Genomic DNA, 24,234 nt, shown 5'->3' on the forward strand with positions numbered 1-24,234 from the left:
CCTGGTCTTTTCCGTGGCTCGTTCAGGTCGACGCCTTTTCGATGACGCACCACGTGGAGTGCGTGGCGATTCTTGAGCCAAGCCGATAGGGCTTCTGCTGTGGTTCGCATCCGGCTCCGTGCTCCGGTGACCGGCCACAGCGAGGGCGGTGGAAGTGCGCGAGGTCAGTGGCTGGTGAGTTCGCCGGTGAGTTTGCCGTGGAGGCCGGCGCTGAGGTCGTTCAGGCCGATGATCTTCACCGTCTTGCCTCGCTGCTTGTACTTGGTCTCGATGGCGTCGAGTGCGGCGACGGAGGAGGCGTCCCAGATGTGGGCTTCGGAGAGGTCGATGACGACCCTGTCGGGGTCTCCGGCGTAGTCGAACTGGCCGACGAGGTCGTTGGAGGAGGCGAAGAACAGCTCGCCGGTCACGGAGTAGACCACGCTGGTGCCGTCCGGGTCCGCGACGGCGCTGACACGGGCGAGGTGGGCGACGCGCTTGGCGAAGATGACCATCGCGGTGACCGAGCCCACGACCACGCCGATGGCGAGGTTGTCGGTCGCGACCACGCAGATCACCGTGATCACCATGACGGCGATCTCCCCCGCCGGCATCCGCTGGAGGGTACGGGGCGCGACGGAGTGCCAGTCGAAGGTCGCGAAGGACACCATGACCATGACGGCGACGAGGGCGGCCATGGGGATGTCCGAGACGACCGGGCCGAAGACGATGCACAGCACCATCAGGAATGAGCCGGCGAGGAAGGTGGACAGGCGGGTGCGGGCGCCGGACACCTTCACGTTGATCATCGTCTGGCCGATCATGGCGCAGCCGCCCATCCCGCCGAAGAAGCCGGTGACGACGTTGGCGATGCCCTGGCCGATGGACTCGCGGGTCTTGGAGGAGTGCGTGTCGGTGATGTCGTCGACGAGCTTGGCGGTCATCAGCGACTCCATCAGACCGACCAGCGCCATCGCGAACGCGTACGGCGCGATCGTCGTCAGCGTGTCCGTCGTGAACGGGACGTCCGGCAGACCGGGCACCGGTAGCGAGGACGGGAGCTCGCCCTTGTCGCCGACGGTCGGGACCGCGATCCCGGCCGCGACCGTGATGACGGTGAGGATGACGATGGAGACGAGCGGCGCCGGGATCACCCTGGTGATCTTCGGGAAGAACACCATGAGCGCCAGCCCGCCGGCGATCAGCGGGTACACGGCCCAGGGGACGTCGTGCATCTCCGGCACCTGTGCCATGAAGATCAGGATCGCGAGGGCATTGACGAAGCCGACCATCACCGAGCGGGGAACGAACCGCATCAGCTTCGCGACCCCGAGCGCGCCGAGGGCGACCTGGATGATCCCGGCGAGGATGACGGCGGCGACGAGGTAGCCGAAGCCGTGCTCGCGGTTGAGCGGTGCGATCACGAGCGCCACGGCACCGGTCGCCGCGGAGATCATCGCGCGGCGGCCGCCGACGACCGAGATGACCACGGCCATGGTGAACGAGGCGAACAGACCTACCGCCGGGTCGACGCCGGCGATGATCGAGAACGAGATCGCCTCGGGAATCAGGGCCAGGGCGACGACCAGCCCGGCCAGCACCTCGGTGCGCCAGACCCTCGGATCGTTCAGCCAGTCGGGGCGCAGGCCGCGCAGTCGCGCGGTGGGAGTCACAGCAGCAGAAGACAAGAGATGCGTACCTGTCGTGCTAGGGCACACCCCGTCGGCGGGCCGGGGCGTGCGGGAAGGACACGCAGGGGCCGGACGGCACCCCGCGGACGACCCGCGGGGCGGGCCGGAAGGCGAAGGGATGATCGAAGCCGGGGGCCTGGAGGTAAGCGCGGCCGGCTCACATCAGAGGCGACCGGTCACGGTGGGCAGGCGGCGGCGATCGGCGTCATGGGCTCGCGCACGCTCTCTCCTGCAAGAATCGGGATCTTCGCCGGGGGACCTTCGGCCCCGGAACGGCGGTAGCGCGGCAGCTGGACCGCCCTTACCGCCGACAACTCTACCCTAACGTTAGGGTAGGGGTCGGTGGGGTCGCACGGGACGCGGCCCACCATGACGGAAAGGCCAGGCGCGGGGACGTGGACGGCAAGCACATGCAGATCGGCGAGGTCGCCACGCGCACCGAGCTGTCGCTGCGCACCATCCGGCACTACGAGGAGACCGGTCTGGTCGTCCCCTCCGCCCGTTCCCAGGGCGGGTTCCGCCTCTACACGGAGACCGACGTCGCCCGGCTCATGGTCGTCCGCCGTATGAAGCCGTTGGGCTTCACCCTCGACCAGATGCGCGACCTCCTGGACGCCACCGACCGTCTCGACAGCGGCGAGGCCTTCGACGACGACGAGCGGGAGGCCCTGCTCGGCCGCGTCCGGGTATACGAGCAGGCCGCAACGGAGCAGGTGGAGAAGCTGCGTGTCCAGCTGACCCGCGCCGAGGAATTCGCCGCCACCCTGGGCGCCCGCCTGGCGCAGAACGGCCCCGCGGCCCGCCCGTGAGCCCGTGGCGCCGCACGTGGGCCGACCCGGCCGGCGGCTCCGTCGTCCCGCTCGGTCGGGTACAGCCCCGGTGGTTGTCCCCGGTGCGATGAGCGCGGCGGGCGAGGGTGGCGTACAGGCCGCGCGTGGGGGTGCCCAGGTCGTTTACGAGCCGCAGCAGCCCCCGGTCGGAGCCTCCTCGGCGGCCGCCCCGGCCACGGCGGGGGCGCCGAGCTGGACGAGCTGCGGCGCGGGCGCGCAACAACCGCCGTCGCCCTCCTGGGCGTCGGGGGCGTCGAACAGGCCGGCGCCGCCGCAGACTCCGGTCTCGGGCAGGGTGAGTTCCACGCGGTCGGCCGCGTCCAGGTCGCCGGCGATCGCCGCGGCCACGGAGCGGACCTGCTCGTAGCCGGTCATGGCCAGGAAGGTGGGGGCGCGGCCGTAGGACTTCATCCCGACCAGGTACACGCCCTGCTCCGGATGGGAGAGCTCGCGGTGGCCGTGCGGGTAGACGGTGCCGCAGGAGTGCTGGTTGGGGTCGATCAGCGGAGCCAGCGCGACCGGTGCCTGGAGGCGCTCGTCGAGGCCCAGGCGCAACTCGTCCAGGAAGGACAGGTCGGGGCGGAAGCCGGTCAGGACGATCACCTCGTCGACCGGGTCCAGGCGGCGGCCGTCCTCGCCGACCAGGATCAGGCGGCCGTCGGTGTCGCGCTCGACGGCCTCGGTACGGAAGCCGGTGACCGCGTCCGCGTGACCGGCGTCGACGGCGGCCTTCGCCGCCAGGCCCAGGGCGCCGCGCGCGGGGAGCTGGTCGGCGGTGCCGCCGCCGAAGGTCGAGCCCGAGATGCCCCGGCGCAGGATCCACACGCCCTTCGTCCCGGCACCGTCGTCGGATTCGGCGAGGTCGGCGAGGAGGGCGAGGGCGGTGAACGCGGAGGCGCCGGAGCCGATGACGGCGGTGCGCCTGCCGGCGTACCGGGCGCGGACGGCGGGGTCCTTGAGGTCCGGGACGCGGTAGGTGACCCGGTCCGCGGCGGCCTTTTCGCCGAGCGCGGGCAGTCCGCTGCCGCCGGCGGGGCTCGGTGTGGTCCAGGTGCCGGAGGCGTCGATGACCGCGCGGGCGAAGAGCCGCTCCTCTCGGCCGTCGGTGTGGGCGACGTGCACGACGAACGGCTGCTGCTCGCGGTCGGCGTCCACGATGCGGTCGCGGCCGGTCCGGGAGACGCCGGTGACGGTGGCGCCGGTGCGGACGCGGTCGCCGAGGACGTCGGCGAGCGGCTGCAGGTACAGCTCGGCCCAGTCACCGCCCGACGTGTAGGTGGCCGGGTCCGGCCGCGTCCAGCCGGTGGGAGCCAGGAGCTTCTCGGCGGCCGGGTCGACGACCTCCCCCCAGGGGGAGAACAGGCGCACGTGCGACCACTCACGCACCGAGGCCCCGGCACTCCGGCCGGCTTCCAGGACCAGGGGCTCGATGCCCTGGTCGATCAGGTGGGCGGCGGCTGCCAGACCGGAAGGACCGGCCCCGATCACTACGACGGGCAGCTTGGTGGCGGGCGCGTTCACGGCGACTCCTTGCGTGTTTCGACATCCGTCGATGCTTGCGCGGTCCAGCATGGCACCTGTATTGATGGGCGTCAACATAGATGGTCATCGAATTCGAGGGGCGGACCGCCCGGCGCTCGACCGTCCACCTCGCACGTCGGTGACGGGCCTCCCCGTGCTGCTTCGACGTGTGTCAACATAGACGTATGTCGAATGCGAACGTGCTGCCGCTGCTCGAAGCCGACGGCCAGGGTGTGGCGCCGTGCTGCCCGCCGCTGACCGAGCGTCCGATGACCGCCGCAGAGGCCGAGACGGCCGCGCGGATGTTCAAGGCGCTCGGCGACCCGGTCCGGCTGCGGCTGTTCTCCGCCGTGGCCTCGCACGAGGCCGGGGAGGCGTGCGTGTGCGACATCTCCGATGTCGGTGTCTCCCAGCCGACCGTCTCCCATCACCTGAAGAAGCTGAAGGAGGCCGGGCTGCTGACCTCCGAGCGGCGCGGCACCTGGGTGTACTACCGGGTCGAGCCGTCGGTGCTCGCGGCGATGGGCAAGCTGCTGACGCTGCCGTCCGCGGCGTGACGAGCGGGAAGACACGGGGAGAGGCGGCGGGCGGACGCGTCCGCTGACGTGACCGAGCGCCGCAGTCCCGCCGTCACCTGACCGTCACCACAGCTGTGCGATCGCGCGGGCGGCGTCGCGGGCCGGTCGGCCGACGCCGATGAGGGTGGCCGAGGCCGGCCCTGTCCAGTCGCCGTAGCCCAGCAGGTGCAGCCGCGGCTCGCCAAGTGCGCGCGTGCCTTCGGTGGGGATGTGCCCGCGCGGGCCGCGCAGGTTCAGCGGGGCGAGAGGGGTGAGAGCCGGGCGGAAGCCGGTGCACCAGATGACAGCGTCCACGTCGGCCCCGCTGCCGTCGTCCCACCGCACGCCGTCGGCGGTGAGCCGGGTGAACATCGGCTTCGCGGTGAGGAGCCCGGCGTCGCGGGCGGCGCGTACGGGAGGCACGGCGACGATGTCGCCGAGCGAGGCCACCCCGCCGGTGTCGCCGCGGCCGGCGTCGAGGGCGCGGCGGCGCGCGGTGGCGACGTCGAACAGGGCGCGGCCGTCGATGTCGTCGGCCAGGAACCGCGGCGGGCGCTGCGTCACCCACGTCACCTCGACACGGTTGTCCAGGGCGAGGTCGGCGGCGATCTGGGCACCGGAGTTCCCGCCACCGACCACGATGACGCGCTGCCCGGCGAAGTCGTCCGGACGACGGTAGTTCACCGTGTGCAGTTGCCGTCCGGTGAAGACGCCGCGGCCGGGTACGGCGGGGAGGAACGGCCGCGACCAGGTGCCGGTGGCGCTGACGACCGCTCTCGCCCGCCAGGTGCCGGAGTCCGCCTCGACCAGGAGGCGGTCGTCGTCGCGGCGTACGGCCTCCACACGGGTGCCGTGATGGACGGGCAGGTCGTAGCGCTTCTCGTAGTCGGTGAGGTAGTCCACCACGTGCCCGGCGTCCGGGTGGATCTCGCCCGCCTGGACGGGCATGAGACGTCCGGGCAGCGAGGAGTACGGGGCCGGGGAGAACAGGTGCAGCGAGTCCCACATGTGCCGCCAGGACCCACCCGGCGCCGTGCCGGCGTCCAGGATCACGTGGTCCAGGCGCCGGCGGCGCAGGTGGTAGCCGGCGGCGAGCCCTGCCTGACCGCCGCCGATCACCACCACATCGGTGTGCCGGGTCATGAACCCGGACGGGCAGCCGCGAACCTGCGCCGCCAAGCGAGGGAGACGTACACCAGCGCCACCAGGACCGGGACCTCGATGAGCGGTCCGACCACGCCGGACAGGGCTTGACCCGACGTCACACCAAAGGTGGCGATGGCGACCGCGATGGCCAGCTCGAAGTTGTTGCCCGCCGCGGTGAACGCGAGCGTCGCGGTGCGTTCGTAGGCGAGACCGATGGCCTTGCCGAGGGCGAAGGTGCCGAACCACATCACCGCGAAGTACACCAGCAGCGGCAGCGCGATCCTGACGACGTCCAACGGCTGGGAGGTGATGGTCTTCCCCTGCAGGGCGAAGAGGATGACGATCGTGAACACCAGGCCGTACAGGGCCCACGGGCCGATCTTCGGCAGGAAGCGCTGCTCGTAGCCTTCGCGGCCCATCCTCCGCTCGCCGATCCGACGGGTGAGGAAGCCGGCCAGCAGCGGGACGCCGAGGAAGACGACCACGTTGAGTGCGATCTTCCACATGGAGATGTCCAGGTGCTCGCCGTCGCCCAGGCCCAGCAGGCCGGGCAGCAGGTCGAGGTAGAACCAGCCCAGCAGGCCGAACGCCAGGACCTGGAAGACGCTGTTGAGGGCGACCAGGACGGCGGCGGCCTCGCGGTCGCCGCAGGCGAGGTCGTTCCAGATGATGACCATGGCGATGCAGCGGGCCAGACCGACGATGATCAGGCCGGTGCGGTACTCGGGCAGGTCCGGCAGGAAGATCCAAGCCAGGGCGAACATGACCGCCGGGCCGAGGACCCAGTTGATGACCAGCGAGGAGATCATCAGCTTCTTGTCGCCGGTGACGGCGTCGAGCCTGTCGTAGCGGACCTTGGCCAGGACCGGGTACATCATGATCAGCAGGCCGAGCGCGATCGGCAGGGAGATCCCGCCGATCTCCACCTTCGCCAGCGCGTCGTTCAGTCCGGGAATCACCCGCCCGAAGCCGAGGCCGACGGCCATGGCGAGCAGGATCCACACGGCGAGGTAGCGGTCGAGCGTGGAGAGCTTGGCGACGACGGACGCTTCCTGGATCGTCGCGGGCGCTTCGGTGCGGGTCACGGGCAGGCCCTCTTGTTGTCGGCGGCGTTGCGGGCGGACTCGGCCAGGTCGGCGAACTGCCCGGCGAGCCGGGCGATGACGTCCGGGCGGAGCTTGTAGTAGGTGAAGCGTCCGCACGGCTCGGTCTCGACGACCCCGGCCTCGCGCAGGACCCTCAGGTGGTTGGAGAGGTTCGTCTGCCTGGCGCCGGTCTCCTCCACCAGGTGGGTGGTGCACAGCGTCTCGCGGGCGAGCAGGGTCACGATCTGGAGCCTGAGCGGGTCGGCCAGCACCCGGATCAGGTCAGTGTCGACTGACGTCATCATGGGCTGATACTGTCACATCACCCAGCAGTGATATCAGCAGGGGCTGACTCGTAGGCCCGTCGAAGGGGGTCCTTCCCTGTCCGCCGCTCCCACCCCTGTCCTGCCCGACGAGCGCGGGACCGCCGACGCCGCACGGCTCGCCACCCGGCACGCCGGCCACTTCCCGGCCGGGACAGCCACTGGCCTGCTCACCGACTCCTCCGCGAGGCCGGCGCCGACGCGGCCGACGCGTTCCCCGAGCCGCTGACCGACGAGGTCGTACAGGCGGCGGACATCGTCATCACCATGAGCTGCTGCGACGCTTGCCCCATGGTGCCAGGCCGCCGGTACTTGGACTGACCCGTGCCCGATACCGACGGCGCCGGCCTGCCGAGCGCCTGAACATCCCCTGCGCCACCTGCCACTCACCTCGTGAAGGAAGAACGCATGTCCTCCGCTCCGCTCGCCTCCGTGCTGTTCGTCTGCGTCCACAACGCCGGCCGCTCGCAGATGGCCGCCGGTTTCCTCCAGCACCTCGCGGGCGACCGCATCGAGGTCCGCTCCGCCGGCTCCGTCCCCGGCGACCAGGTGAACCCCGCAGCCGTCGAGGCGATGGCCGAGGCCGGCATCGACATCTCCACCGCCCGGCCGAAGATCCTCACCACCGAGGCCGTCCAGGCATCCGACTACGTCATCACCATGGGCTGCGGCGACGCCTGTTCGGTCTTCCCCGGCAAGAAGTACCTCGACTGGGCCCTCGAAGACCCGGCCGGCAAGGGCGTCGACGCCGTCCGCCCGATCCGCGACGAGATCAAGACCCGCATCGAGGCACTCATCGAGGAGATCGACGCCAAGCAGGAGGCGTGACGCCCGCGACGCAGCCCGACGACCAGGCGCGCGACGTCGTCATCATCGGCTCCGGCCCTGCCGATACACCGCGGCCCTCGACACCGCCCCGCCCAACTCGATCCCCTGCGTCCCCGGCTTCCTTCACGACACCGCGGGTCGGCCCGCACGGCTCGTCCAGCGACCCCGGGGACGACAGCGCGGTGGTGACGCGGTGTCAGGCAGCTGGGCAGCCGCCGGCAGCGGTCGGCTGCCACGCGAGGTCAGGGGACTTGTGCCCGGCGGATCAGCTCGGCAGCCGCACCAGGAACACCGTCTCCATATGCGGCCGGCTCGCCACGGAGACGTCTCCGCCGTGCGCCCGCACCAGCTGTCTGACCATCACCGACCCACGGTGCCCGGCCTGGAAGCTCCACCGGCCATCCGACGCGATGCCCGCGATCCGCCGCAGGCCAGCGGCCTCGGCGTCGACGTGGTCAGTCCGCACGGCAGGACGTGTCCTTGGCGGGCATCTCGCCCTCGACGAGGTAGCGCGTGGTGGTGTTCAACGCGCAGGAGTTGTCGCCCAGGACGTAGGCGCCGTGCCCGCTGTCGTCGACGCTGACCAGCCGGGCGCGGTCGCCGAACTTCTCGCGCAGCATCTTCCCTCCCCGGTGCGGGGTCGACGCGTCCCGCCGGTTCTGCAGGAGCAGCACGTTGCGCGGGCCCTCGGCGTCGATCTTCACCGGCGGTTCGGCGGGGGCGTACGGCCAGAAGGCACACGGTGTGATGTTGGCGGTGGCGGCGCCGAACAGCGGGTAGCGCTCCCGGTCCTCGGTGACGCCCCGCCGGTAGGTGTTGACGTCCTCGGGCCACTCGACGTCGTTGCAGGTGACGGAGAGGAACACGGTCAGGGCGTTGTCGGCCGGCGACAACGCCCCGTCCCGTGTTTCCTTCTGGACGGCCGACAGGCCGCGGGCCGCCGCCTCGTCGCCTTCGAGCATCGCCTGCCAGGTCTGCGCCAGCTTGGGGTACTGCGTCTGCTTGAACAGGTGGCTGAACGTCAGGAGCCGGAAGAGGCTGCCGTCGATCCCCGCGACCGGAGCGTCGTCGAGTGCGCCGGCGATGGTGAGGTAGGACGCCCGGACCTGTTCGGGGGTGCGGCCCAGGCCGTAGCTGTCGTGCCGCCGGGCGGCCCACCGCGCGAAGTCCGGGAAGGTCTGTTCCATGCCGAGCGCGTAGCGGCGCATGCCGTCGCGGTCGAGGTGGGTGTCTCCGATGTTGCTGTCGAGCACGATCCGGTCGGCGTGCTCGGGGAACATCGACGCGTAGGCAGCCCCGAGTGCCGTGCCGTAGGAGTAGCCCAGGTAGCTGGTCTTCTCCTCGCCGAGAGCGGCCCGGATCCGGTCCAGGTCGCGGGCGGTGTTCGCGGTGGTGAGGTGGCGCAGCATCCCGTCGTCGTCGTTGTCCGCGCACTGCTGGGCCGCCTGTTCGGCGACCTTCGCCTGCGCGATGACCGCGGTGTCGTCGGCGGCGTAGGGCGGGATGTTGGCGTAGTAGGGGCTGTCCGTGGTGAATCCGCAGCTGACCGGTGCGGAACGACCGATCCCGCGGGTGTCCATGCCGATCAGGTCGTAGCGGTCGGTGACGCTGCTGGGCAGGCCCTGGGCCACCAGCAGCGCGGACAGCGCCAGCCCGGACCCGCCGGGACCGCCCGGGTTGAGCATGAGGACGCCGCGCCGCTTGTCCGGGTCGGCGGCGGCCAGCCGGGAGACGGTGAGGTCGATCTGCTCGCCCTCCGGCTCGGCGTAGTCCAGTGGGACGGCCACGGTGGCGCACTGCAGCTCGGTCGGAGCGGCTTCGGCCGCGACGTCCTCGGGGCACTGGCCCCACTCCACCCGCGGCGTCTTGGGCTCCCCGGCGGCGGCGGGCGCGGTGGTCAGCGAGCCGCCCAGGCCGAGGACCGCCAAGAGGGCCAGGCTCTGGCCGACGCTGAGTTGTCGTTTCATGTCCAGGCTCCGCATATCGGTTCGTGGTCGTGGTCGTGGTCGTGGAAAGGGCTTCTGGTCGCGTGGAGTACGCGTCAGCCAGCAGCACAGGGACCACCCCGGCCTGGCAGACCTGGGGTTGTCCTCACACCGGAAAAGGCGGTCGCCGAGTCGGTGCTCGCTCGACGGTCATGCCGTGCGTATGGCCACAGGGTGGACGACCGGCTGCGGCTCACCCGTTCGCGGGAACGAGGGGGTGGGTGGTGGCGGGTGTGTCCGTCTTGCACACGGTGCCGTCGGCGGGGTGGGTGCCGTGGATGAGGGCGGCGTCGACTGCCTTGTCGACACACGCGTTGGTGCCGTAGGAGCCGTGTCCGACTCCTTCACGTGTGAGCAGGACCGCGGAGTCCAGGGTTCGGGTCATGTTCTCGGCCCAGTGGTGGGGGGTTACGGGGTCCAGTCGGCCCGCGACCACCAGTGCCGTCGGGGTACCGGCGCCTGTGAGCGGCTTGGTGACGCGGTCCTTGTCCGGCGCGGGCCATCGAGCGCAGTTGAGGGCGGAGTAGGCGGCCCGGGGCCCGATGCGCTTGGCCTCGGTGACCACCTTGGTGGCCGCGGCCTTGTGCGCGGCGATGCCGGCCGGGGTCTGCCAGTCGGCGCAGCGTACCGCGGTGTGGGCTTCGAACATCGCGGTGGGGACGGGGAAGGGGGACACGGTGACGCTGCTCCACAAGGTGTAGAGAGGTGCGCCGTTGCCGTCCTGTGCGGCCAGCAGCGCCGAGGTCAGCAACGGCCAGGTGTGCTGGTCGCCGGCCAGGGCTCGGGTGGCCTCAAGGGCCATGGCGCCGTCGAGTTCGCCGCCCGGCGTGACACCCTCGACGGGTGCGATCCTCAGCGGCTTCGCTTCCAGCGTGTCGATCAGTGTGTCGAACGCCGCCTGCGGGTCTCCCGCTCCGAACGGGCACACCGCGGTCCCTTCGGCGCGGCAGGTCTCGAACCAGGCGTTGAGCGTCCGTTCGCTTGCCACGGCGACGTCGTTCAGGAAGGGGAGGGGGTTGCCGAACCACTTGTCGGTGTCGACGGGCGCGTCGAGCACCATCTGGCGGACGCGGTGAGGGAAGAGGGTGGCGTACATCGGGCCGACCACGGTGCCGTAGGACAGGCCGTAGTACGTGATCTTGTCCTCGCCGAGCGCGGAGCGGACCTGGTCGATGTCGCGGGCCACGTTGTCGGTGGACAGGCCGGCCAGGAACTTCTTGCTCTGGTGTTCGGCGCAGCCATCGGTGAACGCGGCGGCATCGGCCAGCAGCCGCGGCAGGGCTTTGCCCCCGGGGACGGCCGGGTCGAAGGCGGTGCCGGCGGCGTCGGCTCGCTGCTTGTCGGTCAGGCAGCGAACGGCCCGCGATTGGCCGACGCCGCGCGGGTCCATGGCGATGACGTCGAACCGGGCGAGCACCTCGGCCGAGAAGGCGCCGGGAGTGCCGGCTGTCTTGGGCAGATTGCGCAGTGTCTCGGTGGCGGAGACTCCGGGGCCGCCCGGGTTGAAGAGCAGGCTGCCGATGCGCTGGTCGGGATCAGTGGCCCGGTGCCGCATGACCGCGAGCGGGATCTGCGCGCCCTCGGGCTCGGTGTATTCCTGCGGCACCTCGATCGTGGCGCACTCGAGGTTCTTCCCGCACGAGCTCCACGCGAGTGGGTCCGGGGACGGGACGGAGGCCGACGTGGCTCCTGCGGACGCGCCGCGCGTCCCCGAAGCGCCGGGCGAACACCCGGTCAGGGCCATGAGTGCTGCGGCGAACGCCACCCCGTACCGGGCGGCGGGCCTCGACCTCGACTGGATCATGAGGATCTTCCTTTCTCCGTACTCGTGACGTTCACGTCGAGGGGTCAGCGTCCGGCCGCGTCGAGCAGCGGGGAGTACCGCAGGCGGAGCGCGCGCTCCATGCTCGCCAGTACGGCCCCGCCCCCCAGTGCGAGGTTCAGCCAGATCGGCAGGTGGATCGGCGATTCGAACGTTCCGACCCGCTGCATGACGGGGGGAATGCGGGAGAGGGGTTCGGCGAGCTGCACCAGGTTCAGGCCCACCCCGATGACGAGCAGCAGCACCGATCCGATGCCGATCGCCCGGCTCAGTCCCGGATGGCGGGCGCCGAAACGCGCCCGCCGTCCCTCCGCCGAGGCCGGGTCGGGCGTGAGCTGACGCGGCTCTCCGTCCCGGGGGCGGTAGTGGCAGCGTTTGATGCCGTAGTCGCTCATCGCCACCTCGATGACACCGCCGTCGACAGGGAAGGCCGCGGGCAGTTTCGACTCGGCCACGTGCCTGCCGTCCAGGAACAGATGCGCCCGGATCCTGCTGTTGTCCAACCGCGCCCAGTGCCGTACGTCGACGGCGTGCAGGCGGGCGTGCCCGTCGGCACCGGGAAGCCGTAGCCAGAACAGGGAGCGCAGCGGGAGCTGCCACCAGTGGAACCGCTGCAGTTCCCTGCCGTCTCCCGGCTTGAGGCGCTTCGATGCCGCCCACTGCTTCCACGCCATGCTCCGCCCAACCCCTTCGCGTCACGGCCGCACCTCACTAGTACAGCGTGTTAGCGGGACGGTAGCACACTGTACTAGTACGGCGTACTAGTACAGTGGGGAATCAGGAGAAGCGAAGGGGAGCGGGTATGGAAACGCGCGAGAAGATCCTCCAGGCCGCTGCGGAGATGCTCGCCGAGGACATGGCGGCGAAGCTGAGCGTGCGAGCGGTCGCCGCGCGTGCGGGAGTGAGCACCGGCTCGCTGAGGTTCCACTTCCCCACCCAGCGCGCCCTGCAGGACAGCCTGCTCGCGCGGATCTACGATCACCTGCTGCCCGGCGACCCGATCCGGGACCGGACGCTGTCGCCCCGTGAGCGGCTGCTGAACTGTCTGCGGCAGGTCCTCGCACCGCTCGGCACCAGCGAAGACGCGCGAACCGCGTGGGGCACCATGTATCGGACCTTCATCGAACCCGAGCCGACCGAACAGGTACGCGCCGCTTACCTCCGCCTCGAACGGGAGTCGGAGCGCCGGGTCGAACACTGGCTGACCGTGCTCGAGGAGGAGGGTGCTCTGTCCCCGGGGGGCCACACCCGCAACCTCAAGTTCCTTCTCACGGTCCTCAACGGGCTCTCGGTCGAACGCGCCCTGCCCTCCCGCGAATCCGTCCTCGTCGCCGAGACCGAGACCCTCAACGCCGCCGTCGACCACGTCCTCTCCACCGGCCCCGCACCACCCGCCGGGCCGACTCGGCCGTGAAGCGAATCCCGAAACAGCATGCTTCGGCGGGGTCGATATCTGTGCCCGCGAGCTGAGATTTCATCGCTCGCTCCCGTTCGACCCGACCAAGAGCGGCGTGGCGGAATCGATGAAGGGCGTCACGCCTGAGCTGGTCACCGGTGAGTCCAGCCGCGAGCAGTTCAGACAGACGCTCGGCTGGGGTCTTCCAGGGCGGGTCTCCGGGCGGCCCGGGGTACGGGTGCTCGCCAGGGCAGCCTTGTGTCCACGACGGACGGGGCTGCCTTGTACCTCGCGGATGCCTGCCGGCCGTCGAGCCAACGCTTGCCGGTGTGGCGGTTGATGCCGATGATCCGGCAGGCTTTCCGTGTTCCCTCTTCCGAGATTCACGAGCCGGAGGTGTTCCTCCCGCTCAGGGTCCGGCCTCCTGGGTCTCTGAAGACCGCCGGTCCTTCCGGATCCCGAAGTCCCTCGCACCCCTTGGGCTGGGGTGTTGCGACGACCACTGGAACGGAAGCGTGCCGGTCGGGCCTCTGTGTCGTGGGTCGGTGAGTCAGTGGTCGGAGTAGCTGAAGTTGCCCACGGTCCAAGCACTGACGTCCTCGATCGCGACGCGGTACATCCCGCCTGTCTCCGGGATCCCCACCGGACCCTGCAGGATCCGGGCGACGTGGAAATGCAGATGCGTGGGCGGTCCGTCTTTCCTCGCGGGGGTGTCGAAGACGGCGGAGAACTCGCCCAGGTCGGCGGAGTCCGTCAGCACCTCCGACACCCTCTGCCGCCACATGGCTTCCGGTGCCAGCCGACCGGTGATGACAGCACCACTGGTGACCACGGTCAGGGACATCTGATTGCTCTGCTCGGACTCCACAAGGGCGGCTATCGCAACGAGCAGCTCGTCAGGCTTCGGCATGAGATCGCATTCTATGCACCAGCGGGATCCTCATCGTCGAACCGCAGTAAATCTCGAACGGTGGATGACAGCAGACGAGTCGCTGGGATCAACCTGCAGTTCCTGTACCAGGGCGAGTCCCTCACCGCGGGCGGCCCCTACAGCCGACTGCCGTGGCGGCCGGGTGTGCTCACCCTGCGGCGTTGCCCCTCCGGCTGACGGCACCGGCGGTTCCGCCGGTCAGGTCAGGGCGTTCACGCCGGTCAGGGCCCGGCCGATGATGAGCTTCTGGACCTGGCTGGTGCCTTCGTACAGGGTCAGCACCCGTGCGTCGCGCAGGTACTTGCCGACCGGGTACTCGTCGATGAAGCCGTAACCGCCGAAGACCTGGAGGCAGTTGTTGCTCACCCGGACCGCCGTCTCGCTCGCGTGGTACTTCGCGGCGGAGGCGTCGGTGGCGTACTCCTTCGGGGAGGCGCCGGCGTCCGCCATCCGGGCCACGTGGTGGGTGAGCAGCCGGGCGGTCTGCACGTCGACGGCCGAGTCCGCGAGGAGCTCCTGGACCAGCTGGAAGGAGGCGATCGGCCTGCCGAACTGGGTGCGCTCCGTGGAGTAGCGCACCGCCGCGTCGAGTGCGCCCTGGGCGAGGCCGACCGCGCCGGCCGACACCGATATCCGGCCGCGGGAGAGGGCGCCGAGCGCGATGCCCAGGCCCCGGTCCACCTCGCCGAGGCGGGCCGAGTCGGGCACGCGCACCGACTCGTAGGTGAGTTCCGCGGTCGCCTGGCCCCGCAGGCCCAGCTTGCCGTGGATCTCCGTGGCGGTGAAGCCCGGCGTGTCCGTCGGGACCAGGAAGGCCGTGACGCCCTTCTCGCTGGTCCGGGCGAACGTCAACGCCACCGCGGCGACGGTGCCGTTGGTGATGAACATCTTGCCGCCGTCGATGATCCAGTCGTCGCCGTCGCGCTTCGCGCGGGTGGTGAGGGAACCCGCGTCGGATCCGGTGCCCGGCTCGGTGAGGGCGAAGCAGCCGAGCGCCTCACCCGACGCGAGCCGGGGCAGCCAGCTCTCCTTCTGCTCGTCCGTGCCGTGCGACGCGATGGTCTTGGAGACCAGCCCCAGCGAGACCGACACGATGCCGCGCACCGACGAGTCGCCCCGGCCCAGCTCCTCGGTGACCAGGACGTACGACAGCATGTCGGCCTCGACGCCGCCGTACTGCTCGGGAAGCATCAGTCCGAGGATGCCGAGGTCGCCGAGGCGCTTGGCGATACCGGGGTCGACCCGCTCGGCCCGGTCCCAGTCGCGGGTGTGCGGCACGATCTCGTTGTCGACGAACTCCGCCGCCAGGGCGCGGAAGTCCCGCTGGGTCTCGGTCAGCCCGAAGTCCCTTGTCAGCACGGTGTCTCTCCTTCGGTGGGTGGTGTTCAGCGCGCGGCGGGGCCGGTGCCCGGCTCGGTGAGGGGGAGGCCGAGCTGGGCCCGCTCCGTCAGCCACCGGGTGGGGCGGTAGCGGGGGTCCCCGGTAGTGGTGTGCAGGGCGCGCTGCAGGTCGAGCATGCGCCCGGCGCCGACGCGTTCGCCCCAGGCCAGCGGCCCGGCCGGGTATCCCAGGCCGGCCGTGACGGCGGTGTCGATGTCGGCCGGGGCGGCGATCCCGCGCTCCGCGATGGACGACGCCACGGAGACGATCGAGGCGAGCAGCCGCTGCGCGACGGAACCCGCGGTGTCGCGCACCGGGGTGACGCAGTGCCCGCCGCCGGCCAGGACGGCGCGCGCGTCCCGGGCGGCCTCCGGGCAGGCCGCCGGGGTCACCGACAGGACCCGGCGTGATGTGCCGAGGCACAGGGGGTCGACGCCGAAGGTTCGGTCGGCGGGCAGTCCCCGCTCGGCGACCGCGGCGGCCACGGAGGTGCCCCACACCGGTACGAGGACGAGCGCGTCCCCGGTGAGCGGTCCCGGTGCCGCACCGGAGGCGGCCAGCGCGTCCCGCAGCGCCGCGGCGTCCCCGCCGCCCCCGGGTACGTGCACGGGACGGGCGGCGTCCCCGGTGACGGCGGGCTCGGGCTCCGTCTCGGGCGCGGCGGAGCCGTAGGAGTAGAAGCCGCGTCCGGTCTTGCGTCCGTGCAGTCCGGCCGCGACGCGGTTGGGGGTCAGGTACGAGGCGCGCAGCCGGTCGGAGTGGCGGAAGCCCTCCCAGACGGTGTCGATCACGGTCGCCGTCACATCGAGCCCGGTGAGGTCCATCAGCTCGAACGGGCCCATGCGCAGCCCGAGCACGTCACGGGCGATCCGGTCGATGCCGGCGGTGTCGCCGACGCACTCCTCGAGGAGGGCGAGGGCCTCGGTGACGAGCCCGCGTCCGGCGTGGTTGACGAGGAAGCCCGGGGTGTCCGCCACGACGACGGCGGCGTGCCCGCCGGCCCGCACCATCTCCGCGAGTTCCTCCGGGAGTCCGGGGCGGGTGAGGGCGCCGGGGACGACCTCGGCGACCTTCATCAGCGGGACCGGGTTGAAGAAGTGCAGTCCGGCCAGGCGGGAGGGGTCCTTCAGTCCGGCGGCGATCCTGGTGACCGACAGCGACGAGGTGTTCGTCGCGAAGACGGTGGAGGCGGGCAGGGCCTCCTCCAGCTGCCGGAAGAGGGCCGTCTTGACGTCGAGGTCCTCCAGGACCGCCTCGACGACCAGTTCCACGTCGTCGCCGGGAGCGGCCGGGGAGTCCACCGGGACCAGGCGCGTGAGGGCGGCCTCCAAGGCCCGTGCGCTCATCCGGCCCTTCTCCGCGGCCCGTTCGAGCATGGCGCGGATGAAGAGGACGGCGTCGTCCACGGACTCCCGGCGGGCGTCGGCGAGTTCGACGGTGTGTCCGGCCGTCACCGCCCACTGGGCGATGCCGCGGCCCATGACGCCGGCGCCGACGATTCTGATGCGCATACGGGCTGTCTCCTGCTTCGGTACGGTTCGGCTCGGGGATCTCGGGGCCGGTCAGCGCAGATAGACGCGATCGGGGTCGACGTCCTCGCGCAGCAGGCGCAGTTCGGAGTCCGAGGGAGGGGCGACGACGGTCACGTCCTCGGCCACCTTCAGGTCCCAGCCGGTGGCTTCCCGCACCTGGTCCACGGTCACCCCGGGGTGCACGGCCACGAGCCGCAACTCGTCGCCCACGCCACGGCGTTCGAGCACACCGAGATCGGTGATCACCCGGGTGACGCCCGCGCCGAGCGGCCGGACGCCGTCGGCCAGCGCGCGGTCGGGCCCCGAGGAGGTGCAGAAGTCCAGCTCCTCGGTGAACGAACGCGGGGTGTGGCGGCGCATCACCACGAAGACCTCCCGCGCGTTGGCCATCACCTCCATCGCCCCGCCGGAGCCGGGAAGCCGTACGCCGGGGGAGTGCCAGTCGCCGATCACGGACGAGTTGAGGTTGCCCCACTTGTCGATCTGCGCGGCGCCGAGGAAGCCCACGTCGATGTGCCCGCCCTGCAGGACGTAGCCGAACAGCGCCGGGATCGTCAGCACCGCCTCGGCGCCGGTGATCAGCACGGCGTCCGCGATGGTCTCCGGCAGGTGCGAGGGGTGGGCGCCGCACACCCCGGACTCGTAGACGATCTCCAGGCCGGGCGCCACCGTCAGATGGGCGAGCGACGCCGCGAGGGTGGGCAGCCCGATGCCGGCGAAGACGGTGCGCCGGCCCACCAGGGCGCGCGACGCCACGACGGCGAGCAGTTCGGACGAGGTGACCTCCGGTGCGTCCGGAGCCGCGTCGGTCGTCGTCATCGTCACGGTGGTCATCGTGGGCTCTCCTTCGGGGTGCGGTCCGGTGGTGCGCCGGTCGTGCGGGGTCACAGCCGTCGCCCGTAGTTCACGGGCAGGCTCATGGCCTCGCCCACCGCGAGGGAGGCCCAGAACTCCTCGCCGAGCTTCGCGGTGTACTCGGCGTGGTCCTTCGTGCCGTACACCCACTCGGCCATCCATTCCCGCAGCCGTACGGGGTCCTTGCTGATGGCCGACCAGGCGCGGTAGAAGGCGTTGTCGCGGTCGTAGTAGCCCTGGGCGAACGACGGGTGGGCGCCCCGCGGGCACTCGACCACCGCGTCCACGGCGTGCGCGGGGATCACGGTGCGGTTGGGGTCGGAGCGCACCACCTCGTCGTCGACGACCTCCTCGACGACCACGACGGCCGTGCGGGCCGCGTACACGGCCTCGGCCTGGACGCCGGTCAGACCCCAGACCTGGGTGTTGCCGCTGCGGTCGGCGCGCTGGGCGTGGACGATCGTCACATCGGGGTTCACCGGCGGCACGACGTAGATCTGCTCGGGCTCGCCGTCGGGTCCCGGGTAGGGCGAGGTCACCTTGCGCAGGCCGTCGTTGACCTTCGTCAGGTCGCTGCCCGCGTAGCTGCGCAGCGGGTGGAACGGCAGCCGCTGCGCGCCCGCCAGATAGCGGCAGACCATCCCGTGGTGGCTGTACTCCTCGAACACGAGCGGTTCCGGGTCGGCCCGCTCCACGCGCCGGCGCAGCTCTCCGAGCGAACCGGCCGACGAGTTGCCGACGAAGGAGGACACCAGCCGGGACACGCAGCCTCCGGCCAGCATCTGGTCCACGACGATGTCGGCGGTCATACGGACGACGGTGAGGTTCCTGCGGCCCTGGCGGATGATCTCGTGCCCGGCCGCGGTCGGGATGAGATGGGTGAAACCCTCCAGGCAGACGGTGTCGCCGTCGTGCACGAAGGCGGCGATCGCCTCTCTCATCGACATCGTCTTGTCCGCGCCGGCGCCCCGGTTCCTCGCGGAGGCCTCAGACGCGACGGCGGTGCCGGCTCCCTGGGAGCCGGCGGGGGCGGAGTCCATGGATCGGTCCACGGGTGGCAGCTCCTCGGAGGGGGTGCGAGTGTCGCGTCACACCGTGCCAGGAGCCATTGATTGCCGTCCAATACCGAATTAAGGTGAGATCGAGACGTCGAACAGATAAATGCCGGGGAACGCCGAGGGCGGCGAGGGAGAGAACTCCGTGGAACTGCGCTATCTGACCGCCTTCGTGGCCGTCGCCGAGGAACTCCACTTCGGACGGGCCGCCCGCCGGCTCCAGATGGCGCAGCCGCCGCTCAGCCAGCAGATCCGGCAGCTGGAGAAGGAACTCGGCGTACAGCTCTTCGAACGCAACACCCGGTCCGTGCGGCTCACCAGCGCCGGGGACTCCTTCCTCGGTCCCGTCCGCACGGTGCTGCGCGACCTCGACCTCGCCACCCGAGCGGTCAAGGCCGCCGGGCGCGGGGAGTTCGGCAGGGTGACCGTCGGATTCGCCGGAGCGTCCAGCCACGAGGCGCTGCCCCTGCTCACCCGCGCCGTCCGCGCCTCCCATCCGGGCATCGAGCTCGTCCTGGCCGGACAGACGTACGCAAACACCGCCCTCGCCCGCGTCGCCGAGGGCACCCTCGACCTCGGGTTCGTCCGGCTCCCCGCCCGCCGTCCCGGCGTACGGACCCGGGTGATCTACGAGGAGGAGCTGATCTGCGCCCTGCCGTCGGACCACCGCCTCGCCCGCCAGGAGCGCATCGCGCTCGCCGACCTCGCCCAGGAACCCTTCGTCACCTTTCCGTCCAACGCGGGATCCAGCCTGCGTGACGCCATGACGGAGGCGTGCGAGAAGGCGGGCGTCGTCCCGCGGGTCACCCAGGAGGCGCCCGACTCGCACACCATCCTGGCGCTGGTGGCGGCAGGGGTGGGCGTGACCCTCACCCTGACGTCCGTCCAGCACGTCCAGGGCACGGGCCTCGTCTACCGGCCCCTCGACGGGGACCCCGTGCGGCTGCACGCCGCTCTCGCCTGGCGGGCGGACAACCCCTCCGCCGCGCTGCGCACCGTCCTCGCCGTCGCCGAGGAGGCCCTGCCCACGCCGCCCGGCTGTGTAGCGGAATAAGACGCCAGGGGTATCAGTCCGCTACCAACTGAGTATTGGAGTTGAACGACAGGGGGATGCGAAGGTCAGCCGGACGCCGTTGTCCGTCTGACCGGAAAGGTCCCCCCAGCATGTCCGAACAGCCAGCGAACCCCTCACGGCCGACGTCGGCGGCGGGAACCGACGTCGTCGTCTGCGCACCCCTGCGCACCCCCATCGGCCGCTTCGGGGGCGCGCTCGCCGGTCAGCGTCCGGCGGCTCTCGCCGCGCACGTCGTCTCGGCCGTCGTCCGGGAGAGCGCCGTCGACCCGGAGCGCATCGACGAGGTCGTCCTCGGTCACGCGTACCCCACCGCCGACGCCCCCGCCATCGGCCGGGTCGCCGCACTCGACGCCGGCCTTCCCGACCGGGTGACGGGCGTGCAGATCGACCGGCGCTGCGGCTCCGGCCTGCAGGCCGTGCTCGACGCCGCCATGCAGGTCCGGTGCGGTTTCAGCGAGGTGGTCGTCGCGGGCGGCGTCGACGTGATGAGCGCGGCGCCCTACTACACGCACGAGGGGCGGTGGGGGATCCGCGGCGCCGGACTCCAGTTGCACGACTCCCTGGCGCGCGGCCGCGTCACGGCGGGCGGGGAGCACCACGCCGTCCCCGGTGGCATGATCGAGACGGCCGAGAACCTGCGCCGCGAGTTCGCCGTCAGCCGCGAGGACCAGGACGCGCTCGCCCTGCGGTCGCAGCAGCGCGCCGCGCGGGCCATGGCCGAGGGCCTGTTCGACGACGAGATCGTGCCCGTCACCGTACGCACCCGCAAGGGCGACGTCGTGGTGGACAAGGACGAGCACCCCCGCCCGGACACGACCGCCGAGACCCTGGCGGGCCTCAAGCCCCTGATGCGCGCCTCCGATCCGGAGGCGACCGTCACGGCCGGCAACGCCAGCGGCCAGAACGACGCGGCCGCCGCCTGCCTCGTCACCACCCGGGAGACCGCCGAGCGGCTCGGCCTCACCCCGCTCGTGCGCCTGGTCTCGTTCGCCCGTGCGGGCGTCCCCGCCGAGACCATGGGCATCGGCCCCGTGCCGGCCACCCTCACCGCGCTGGACCGCGCCGGACTGACGCTCTCCGACCTCGACCTGATCGAGCTCAACGAGGCGTTCGCCGCGCAGGTACTCGCCTGCACCCGCGCCCTCGGGCTGTCCGACGCCGACCACGCGCGCATCAACGTCAACGGCTCCGGCATCTCGCTCGGCCACCCCGTCGGGGCGACCGGCGCCCGGATCCTGGCCACCCTGACCCGCGAGATGCACCGCAGGCAGGCGCGCTTCGGCCTGGAGACGATGTGCATCGGCGGCGGACAAGGACTGGCCGCGGTCTTCGAACGCGTCGCCCCCTAGGTGCCGACACCTACGCCGCCGCCCCGCACCGCGCGGGGAACCGCGACCACTGATACGCGAACCGTCTCACTGAATCCGTTATTCGGTATTGGACCGCTATAGGCGGGGACTGGCAGCGTTGCGCCATCGCACGGGACGGACGCCCCGTCCGATGGCAGGCGCGTCGCCGCCGCGCTGCGGAGCACGAAAACCCACCCCCCTCCACTTCCCCTGATCACCGCTGCCCATGGGAGCCGTCATGAGCACCACCCCGAGCCAGGCACGGAACAAAACCGCGCGCAGAGCAGGAATCGGAGCCTTCATCGGCTCGACCATCGAATGGTTCGACTTCTACATCTACGGGACCGCGGCCGCACTGGTCTTCGACAAGGTCTTCTTCCCCGAGCTCGAAGGCGCCATCGGCACCCTCGTCGCGTTCGGCACGTTCTGGGTCGGCTTCCTCGCCCGGCCCCTCGGCGGCATCATCTTCGGTCACTTCGGTGACCGGCTCGGCCGCAAGAAGACCCTGGTCATCACCCTCCTGATGATGGGCATATCGACCACCGCCATCGGCCTGCTCCCCGGCTACGCCAGCATCGGCGTGGCCGCTCCCATCCTGCTGATCCTCATCCGCATGATCCAGGGCATCGGCCTGGGCGGTGAATGGGGCGGCTCCGTCCTCATCGCCTCCGAACACGCCCCCAAGGGCAAGTCGATCCTGTACGGCGCCTTCGCCCAGCAGGGCTCCCCGGTCGGCAACACGCTCAGCACCCTCAGCTTCCTCGCGATCAGCCAGCTGCCCGACGAGGACTTCGTCTCCTGGGGCTGGCGCGTGCCGTTCATTGCCTCCGCCGCACTCGTCTTCGTCGGACTCCTCGTCCGGATGAAGGTCGAGGAGTCCCCGGCGATGGCCGGCATCATCGAGAAGAAGGAGGTCGTGAAGGTCCCGGTCCTCGAGATCTTCCGCAAGCACCCCGGGCTGATCGCTCTCGGCATCGGCGCCTGCACCATCGGTCTGTCGGCCACCTACTTCAAGGGGACCTTCGCCCTGTCCTGGGCGACCAGCAGCCTCGGCTTCGACCGCAGCTCGTTCCTGACGATCCTGCTGGTCGCGAACGTCACCCAGGTCCTCGTCCAGCCCTTCGGCGCCGTCATCGCCACCAGGATGAACAGCATGGCGCGCGCGGTCACCATCATGCTGGTGCCCGAACTCGTCCTGATGCCGCTGATGTTCATGCTGATCGCCACCGAGAACTACGCCCTCGCCATGCTCGGCGTGGTCGTCGCCACCATCCCGCACTGCCTCTACTACGCGGCCCTCGCCGGCCTGCTCGCCAGCCGCTTCCCGGCGCACCTGCGCTACACCGGCATCTCCCTGAGCTACCAGCTGTGCGGCACCATCCTCGGCGGCACCACGCCGATCGTCGGGCAGTTCCTGCTCAACCAGACCGGCTCCATCACCGCCGTGATCGCGTACGCCCTGTTCCAGGTCGCCCTGACCCTCGTCTGCATGCTGCTCCTGCTCAAGCGCCGCAACTACGACGAGACGGCCGGGGCGGAGGAGAAGCCGGCGGGCGCGATGGCCGCCGCCTGACCCGCCCGCCGGGCCCCGCCCGCCCGACCGCGTCCCGTCCGGGAGCACCGCACCACAGAAAGGCCACCCGCCCATGCCCCGCATCGTCCACGGCATCGACGAGATCACCGGTCTCGCCGGCCAGGACCTCGGTCACTCCGGCTGGCGGCCGGTGACCCAGGAGCTCATCGACGCCTTCGCCGAGGTCTCCGGCGACCACCAGTGGATCCACACCGACACGGAGCGCGCCGCCGCCGGGCCTTACGGCCGGACCATCGCCCACGGCTACATGATCCTCAGCTGGGGCATCCCGCTGTTCTCGGAACTGCTCGAGGTGCGGGGCGTCGGCATGGCCCTCAACTACGGGGTCAACAAGGTGCGCTTCCCGGCCCCGGTGCCGGTCGGCAGCCGTGTCCGCCTGCACGCGTCCGTCGCCGCCGTCGAACCGGTCAAGCGGGGCGGAGTGCAGGTGACGCGGTCCTTCACCTTCGAGCTGGAGGACTCCGCCAAACCGGCCTGCGCGGCCGAGTCCCTCACGCACTACTACCCGTGACGGGCATCAGGGAGCGCTGACGTAAGGGGGGCGAAGCGCGCCGTGGCCGAATCGCCCACAAGGCCCGGCGTCCGCGGGGCGCGGCGGCGATGATGGACCCATGTTGGATGACCTGACCCCGCTCACCCGCGGTGGGCGTACGGCCGGCCGGCCGGAGCGCGCGGTGCTCCCTCCCGCGCTCCGCGGGTGGCTGGGGGTGATGGCGGGCCTCGCCGGGCTGGTCGTCCTCGTCCTCGGGGTGCTGCACGCCGGTGAGAGCGAGCCCGGCAGGGTGGACGCGCGGATCTGGGCGGCCGTGGACCGGGCGGGGCCGACGTGGCGCGACGTCGCGCTGGCGACGGACTTCCTGGGGGAGCCCCTGGGCGCGGCGGTGCTGGTAACGGCCGCCGTGGCGGGCTGTCTGCTGATCCGGTGGCCCCGCGCGGCGCTGCTCGCCGTGGGCGGCCCCGCTCTGGCCGTCGGGGCGACGACACTGCTCAAGCCGCTGGTGGGACGGACCATCCACGGCGACGACAACCTGTCCTACCCGAGCGGGCACACCGCCTTCCTCACCGCGTTCGTCCTCGTGGTGGCGCTGCTCGTGACCGGCCGGCTCGGCCTCGGCAGGGCGGCCGGCCTGTCCCTCGTGCTCGCCGCCGCGCTGGCCGCCGGGGCCGCCATGGGCTGGGCGCAGGTACTCCTGGGGGCGCACTACCCGACCGACGTCCTCGGCGGCTGGTGCACCGCCCTCGCGGTGGTCCCGGCGGCCGCGTGGCCGGCCGACGCGTGGTCGAGAAGGCGCCCCTGACG

General features: G+C 71.3%; 24 protein-coding genes. 10 read left to right on the top strand and 14 right to left on the bottom strand.

The genetic code is table 11. The features are described 5' to 3' along the window. Nucleotides 1–164: 164 nt before the first annotated feature. Complete coding sequence (locus CNQ36_RS29545; protein WP_163013391.1) at nucleotides 165–1,667, bottom strand: SulP family inorganic anion transporter; 1,503 nt, start codon at nucleotides 1,665–1,667, stop codon at nucleotides 165–167. Between the two features lie 398 nt (nucleotides 1,668–2,065). Between CNQ36_RS29545 and CNQ36_RS29550 the strand changes: the two genes are divergently transcribed. Next, the gene (locus CNQ36_RS29550) at nucleotides 2,066–2,479 is read left to right on the top strand and encodes a MerR family transcriptional regulator (protein WP_206278525.1); all 414 of its coding nucleotides are present in this window, start codon (nucleotides 2,066–2,068) and stop codon (nucleotides 2,477–2,479) included. 144 nt (nucleotides 2,480–2,623) lie between these two features. On the opposite strand, the gene CNQ36_RS29555 is transcribed toward CNQ36_RS29550, so the two are convergent. Then, a complete protein-coding gene (locus tag CNQ36_RS29555; RefSeq protein ID WP_121548208.1) occupies nucleotides 2,624–4,021 on the bottom strand; it encodes an NAD(P)-binding domain-containing protein in 1,398 nt (465 codons plus the stop codon). Nucleotides 4,022–4,206: 185 nt separating this feature from the next. On the opposite strand from CNQ36_RS29555, the gene CNQ36_RS29560 reads away from it, so the two are divergent. Next, nucleotides 4,207–4,578 (top strand): ArsR/SmtB family transcription factor, encoded by a 372-nt coding sequence (locus CNQ36_RS29560; RefSeq protein WP_121548209.1) that lies wholly within the window; start codon nucleotides 4,207–4,209, stop codon nucleotides 4,576–4,578. An 84-nt stretch (nucleotides 4,579–4,662) separates the two neighbouring features. On the opposite strand, the gene CNQ36_RS29565 is transcribed toward CNQ36_RS29560, so the two are convergent. The 3 genes from CNQ36_RS29565 to CNQ36_RS29575 are packed head-to-tail and all read right to left on the bottom strand — an operon-like array spanning nucleotide 4,663 to nucleotide 7,114. Continuing rightward, nucleotides 4,663–5,721 (bottom strand): ArsO family NAD(P)H-dependent flavin-containing monooxygenase, encoded by a 1,059-nt coding sequence (locus CNQ36_RS29565; protein WP_121548210.1) that lies wholly within the window; start codon nucleotides 5,719–5,721, stop codon nucleotides 4,663–4,665. Continuing rightward, nucleotides 5,718–6,809 carry an ACR3 family arsenite efflux transporter gene (gene arsB / locus CNQ36_RS29570; RefSeq protein WP_121548211.1) on the bottom strand — a complete coding sequence of 364 codons (1,092 nt, stop codon included), beginning with the start codon at nucleotides 6,807–6,809 and terminating at the stop codon, nucleotides 5,718–5,720. Before arsB ends, CNQ36_RS29565 begins: the two co-directional genes overlap by 4 nt. Further along, complete coding sequence (locus tag CNQ36_RS29575) at nucleotides 6,806–7,114, bottom strand: ArsR/SmtB family transcription factor (RefSeq protein WP_121548212.1); 309 nt, start codon at nucleotides 7,112–7,114, stop codon at nucleotides 6,806–6,808. The genes arsB and CNQ36_RS29575 overlap by 4 nt, the downstream gene beginning before the upstream one ends. A 426-nt stretch (nucleotides 7,115–7,540) precedes the next feature. On the opposite strand from CNQ36_RS29575, the gene CNQ36_RS29585 reads away from it, so the two are divergent. After that, nucleotides 7,541–7,960 carry an arsenate reductase ArsC gene (locus tag CNQ36_RS29585; protein ID WP_121548213.1) on the top strand — a complete coding sequence of 140 codons (420 nt, stop codon included), beginning with the start codon at nucleotides 7,541–7,543 and terminating at the stop codon, nucleotides 7,958–7,960. 265 nt (nucleotides 7,961–8,225) lie between these two features. Here the strand turns inward: CNQ36_RS29585 and CNQ36_RS34870 are convergent, their stop codons facing one another. From CNQ36_RS34870 to CNQ36_RS29605, 4 genes are all read right to left on the bottom strand, one after another. Beyond that, entirely contained in the window at nucleotides 8,226–8,426 is a 201-nt protein-coding gene (locus tag CNQ36_RS34870; protein ID WP_163013153.1) for a hypothetical protein, read from the bottom strand. Continuing rightward, a complete protein-coding gene (locus CNQ36_RS29595) occupies nucleotides 8,416–9,927 on the bottom strand; it encodes an alpha/beta hydrolase (protein WP_206278527.1) in 1,512 nt (503 codons plus the stop codon). Before CNQ36_RS29595 ends, CNQ36_RS34870 begins: the two co-directional genes overlap by 11 nt. A gap of 211 nt (nucleotides 9,928–10,138) precedes the next feature. Then, nucleotides 10,139–11,551, bottom strand: a complete 1,413-nt coding sequence (locus CNQ36_RS29600) for an alpha/beta hydrolase (RefSeq protein WP_228313102.1) — start codon at nucleotides 11,549–11,551, stop codon at nucleotides 10,139–10,141. Nucleotides 11,552–11,793: 242 nt separating this feature from the next. After that, a complete protein-coding gene (locus CNQ36_RS29605) occupies nucleotides 11,794–12,441 on the bottom strand; it encodes a hypothetical protein (protein WP_121548214.1) in 648 nt (215 codons plus the stop codon). Nucleotides 12,442–12,569: 128 nt separating this feature from the next. On the opposite strand from CNQ36_RS29605, the gene CNQ36_RS29610 reads away from it, so the two are divergent. Continuing rightward, entirely contained in the window at nucleotides 12,570–13,181 is a 612-nt protein-coding gene (locus CNQ36_RS29610) for a TetR/AcrR family transcriptional regulator (RefSeq protein WP_121548215.1), read from the top strand. A 532-nt stretch (nucleotides 13,182–13,713) separates the two neighbouring features. On the opposite strand, the gene CNQ36_RS29615 is transcribed toward CNQ36_RS29610, so the two are convergent. Beyond that, nucleotides 13,714–14,073: a hypothetical protein gene (locus CNQ36_RS29615; protein WP_004924218.1), complete on the bottom strand. Its 360-nt coding sequence runs from the start codon at nucleotides 14,071–14,073 to the stop codon at nucleotides 13,714–13,716. Nucleotides 14,074–14,133: 60 nt separating this feature from the next. Here CNQ36_RS29615 and CNQ36_RS34875 point away from each other — a divergent pair, with 60 nt between their 5' ends. Further along, nucleotides 14,134–14,271 carry a hypothetical protein gene (locus CNQ36_RS34875; RefSeq protein ID WP_160160318.1) on the top strand — a complete coding sequence of 46 codons (138 nt, stop codon included), beginning with the start codon at nucleotides 14,134–14,136 and terminating at the stop codon, nucleotides 14,269–14,271. A gap of 21 nt (nucleotides 14,272–14,292) precedes the next feature. On the opposite strand, the gene CNQ36_RS29620 is transcribed toward CNQ36_RS34875, so the two are convergent. From CNQ36_RS29620 to CNQ36_RS29635, 4 genes are read right to left on the bottom strand one after another with little or no spacing between them, the layout of a single operon-like run. After that, nucleotides 14,293–15,453, bottom strand: coding sequence for an acyl-CoA dehydrogenase family protein (locus CNQ36_RS29620; RefSeq protein WP_121548216.1), 1,161 nt, complete (start codon nucleotides 15,451–15,453; stop codon nucleotides 14,293–14,295). Nucleotides 15,454–15,479: 26 nt separating this feature from the next. Next, complete coding sequence (locus tag CNQ36_RS29625) at nucleotides 15,480–16,985, bottom strand: 3-hydroxyacyl-CoA dehydrogenase (protein WP_121548217.1); 1,506 nt, start codon at nucleotides 16,983–16,985, stop codon at nucleotides 15,480–15,482. A gap of 51 nt (nucleotides 16,986–17,036) precedes the next feature. Beyond that, nucleotides 17,037–17,840, bottom strand: coding sequence for a CoA-transferase subunit beta (locus CNQ36_RS29630; RefSeq protein ID WP_206278530.1), 804 nt, complete (start codon nucleotides 17,838–17,840; stop codon nucleotides 17,037–17,039). A gap of 50 nt (nucleotides 17,841–17,890) precedes the next feature. Further along, nucleotides 17,891–18,808 carry a CoA transferase subunit A gene (locus tag CNQ36_RS29635; RefSeq protein WP_228313158.1) on the bottom strand — a complete coding sequence of 306 codons (918 nt, stop codon included), beginning with the start codon at nucleotides 18,806–18,808 and terminating at the stop codon, nucleotides 17,891–17,893. Between the two features lie 253 nt (nucleotides 18,809–19,061). Here CNQ36_RS29635 and CNQ36_RS29640 point away from each other — a divergent pair, with 253 nt between their 5' ends. The 5 genes from CNQ36_RS29640 to CNQ36_RS29660 all read left to right on the top strand — a co-directional run bounded on the left by CNQ36_RS29640 (nucleotide 19,062) and on the right by CNQ36_RS29660 (nucleotide 24,232). Beyond that, nucleotides 19,062–19,970, top strand: coding sequence for a LysR family transcriptional regulator (locus CNQ36_RS29640; RefSeq protein WP_004924202.1), 909 nt, complete (start codon nucleotides 19,062–19,064; stop codon nucleotides 19,968–19,970). A 110-nt stretch (nucleotides 19,971–20,080) separates the two neighbouring features. Then, the gene (locus CNQ36_RS29645) at nucleotides 20,081–21,340 is read left to right on the top strand and encodes an acetyl-CoA C-acetyltransferase (RefSeq protein ID WP_121548219.1); all 1,260 of its coding nucleotides are present in this window, start codon (nucleotides 20,081–20,083) and stop codon (nucleotides 21,338–21,340) included. A 238-nt stretch (nucleotides 21,341–21,578) separates the two neighbouring features. Then, nucleotides 21,579–22,913, top strand: coding sequence for an MFS transporter (locus CNQ36_RS29650; protein ID WP_040908444.1), 1,335 nt, complete (start codon nucleotides 21,579–21,581; stop codon nucleotides 22,911–22,913). Nucleotides 22,914–22,986: 73 nt separating this feature from the next. Next, nucleotides 22,987–23,445 carry a MaoC family dehydratase gene (locus CNQ36_RS29655; RefSeq protein ID WP_121548220.1) on the top strand — a complete coding sequence of 153 codons (459 nt, stop codon included), beginning with the start codon at nucleotides 22,987–22,989 and terminating at the stop codon, nucleotides 23,443–23,445. A 100-nt stretch (nucleotides 23,446–23,545) separates the two neighbouring features. Continuing rightward, nucleotides 23,546–24,232: a phosphatase PAP2 family protein gene (locus CNQ36_RS29660; protein WP_121548221.1), complete on the top strand. Its 687-nt coding sequence runs from the start codon at nucleotides 23,546–23,548 to the stop codon at nucleotides 24,230–24,232. Nucleotides 24,233–24,234 lie beyond the last annotated feature (2 nt).

This window comes from Streptomyces fungicidicus (assembly GCF_003665435.1).
Lineage (GTDB): Bacteria > Actinomycetota > Actinomycetes > Streptomycetales > Streptomycetaceae > Streptomyces > Streptomyces fungicidicus.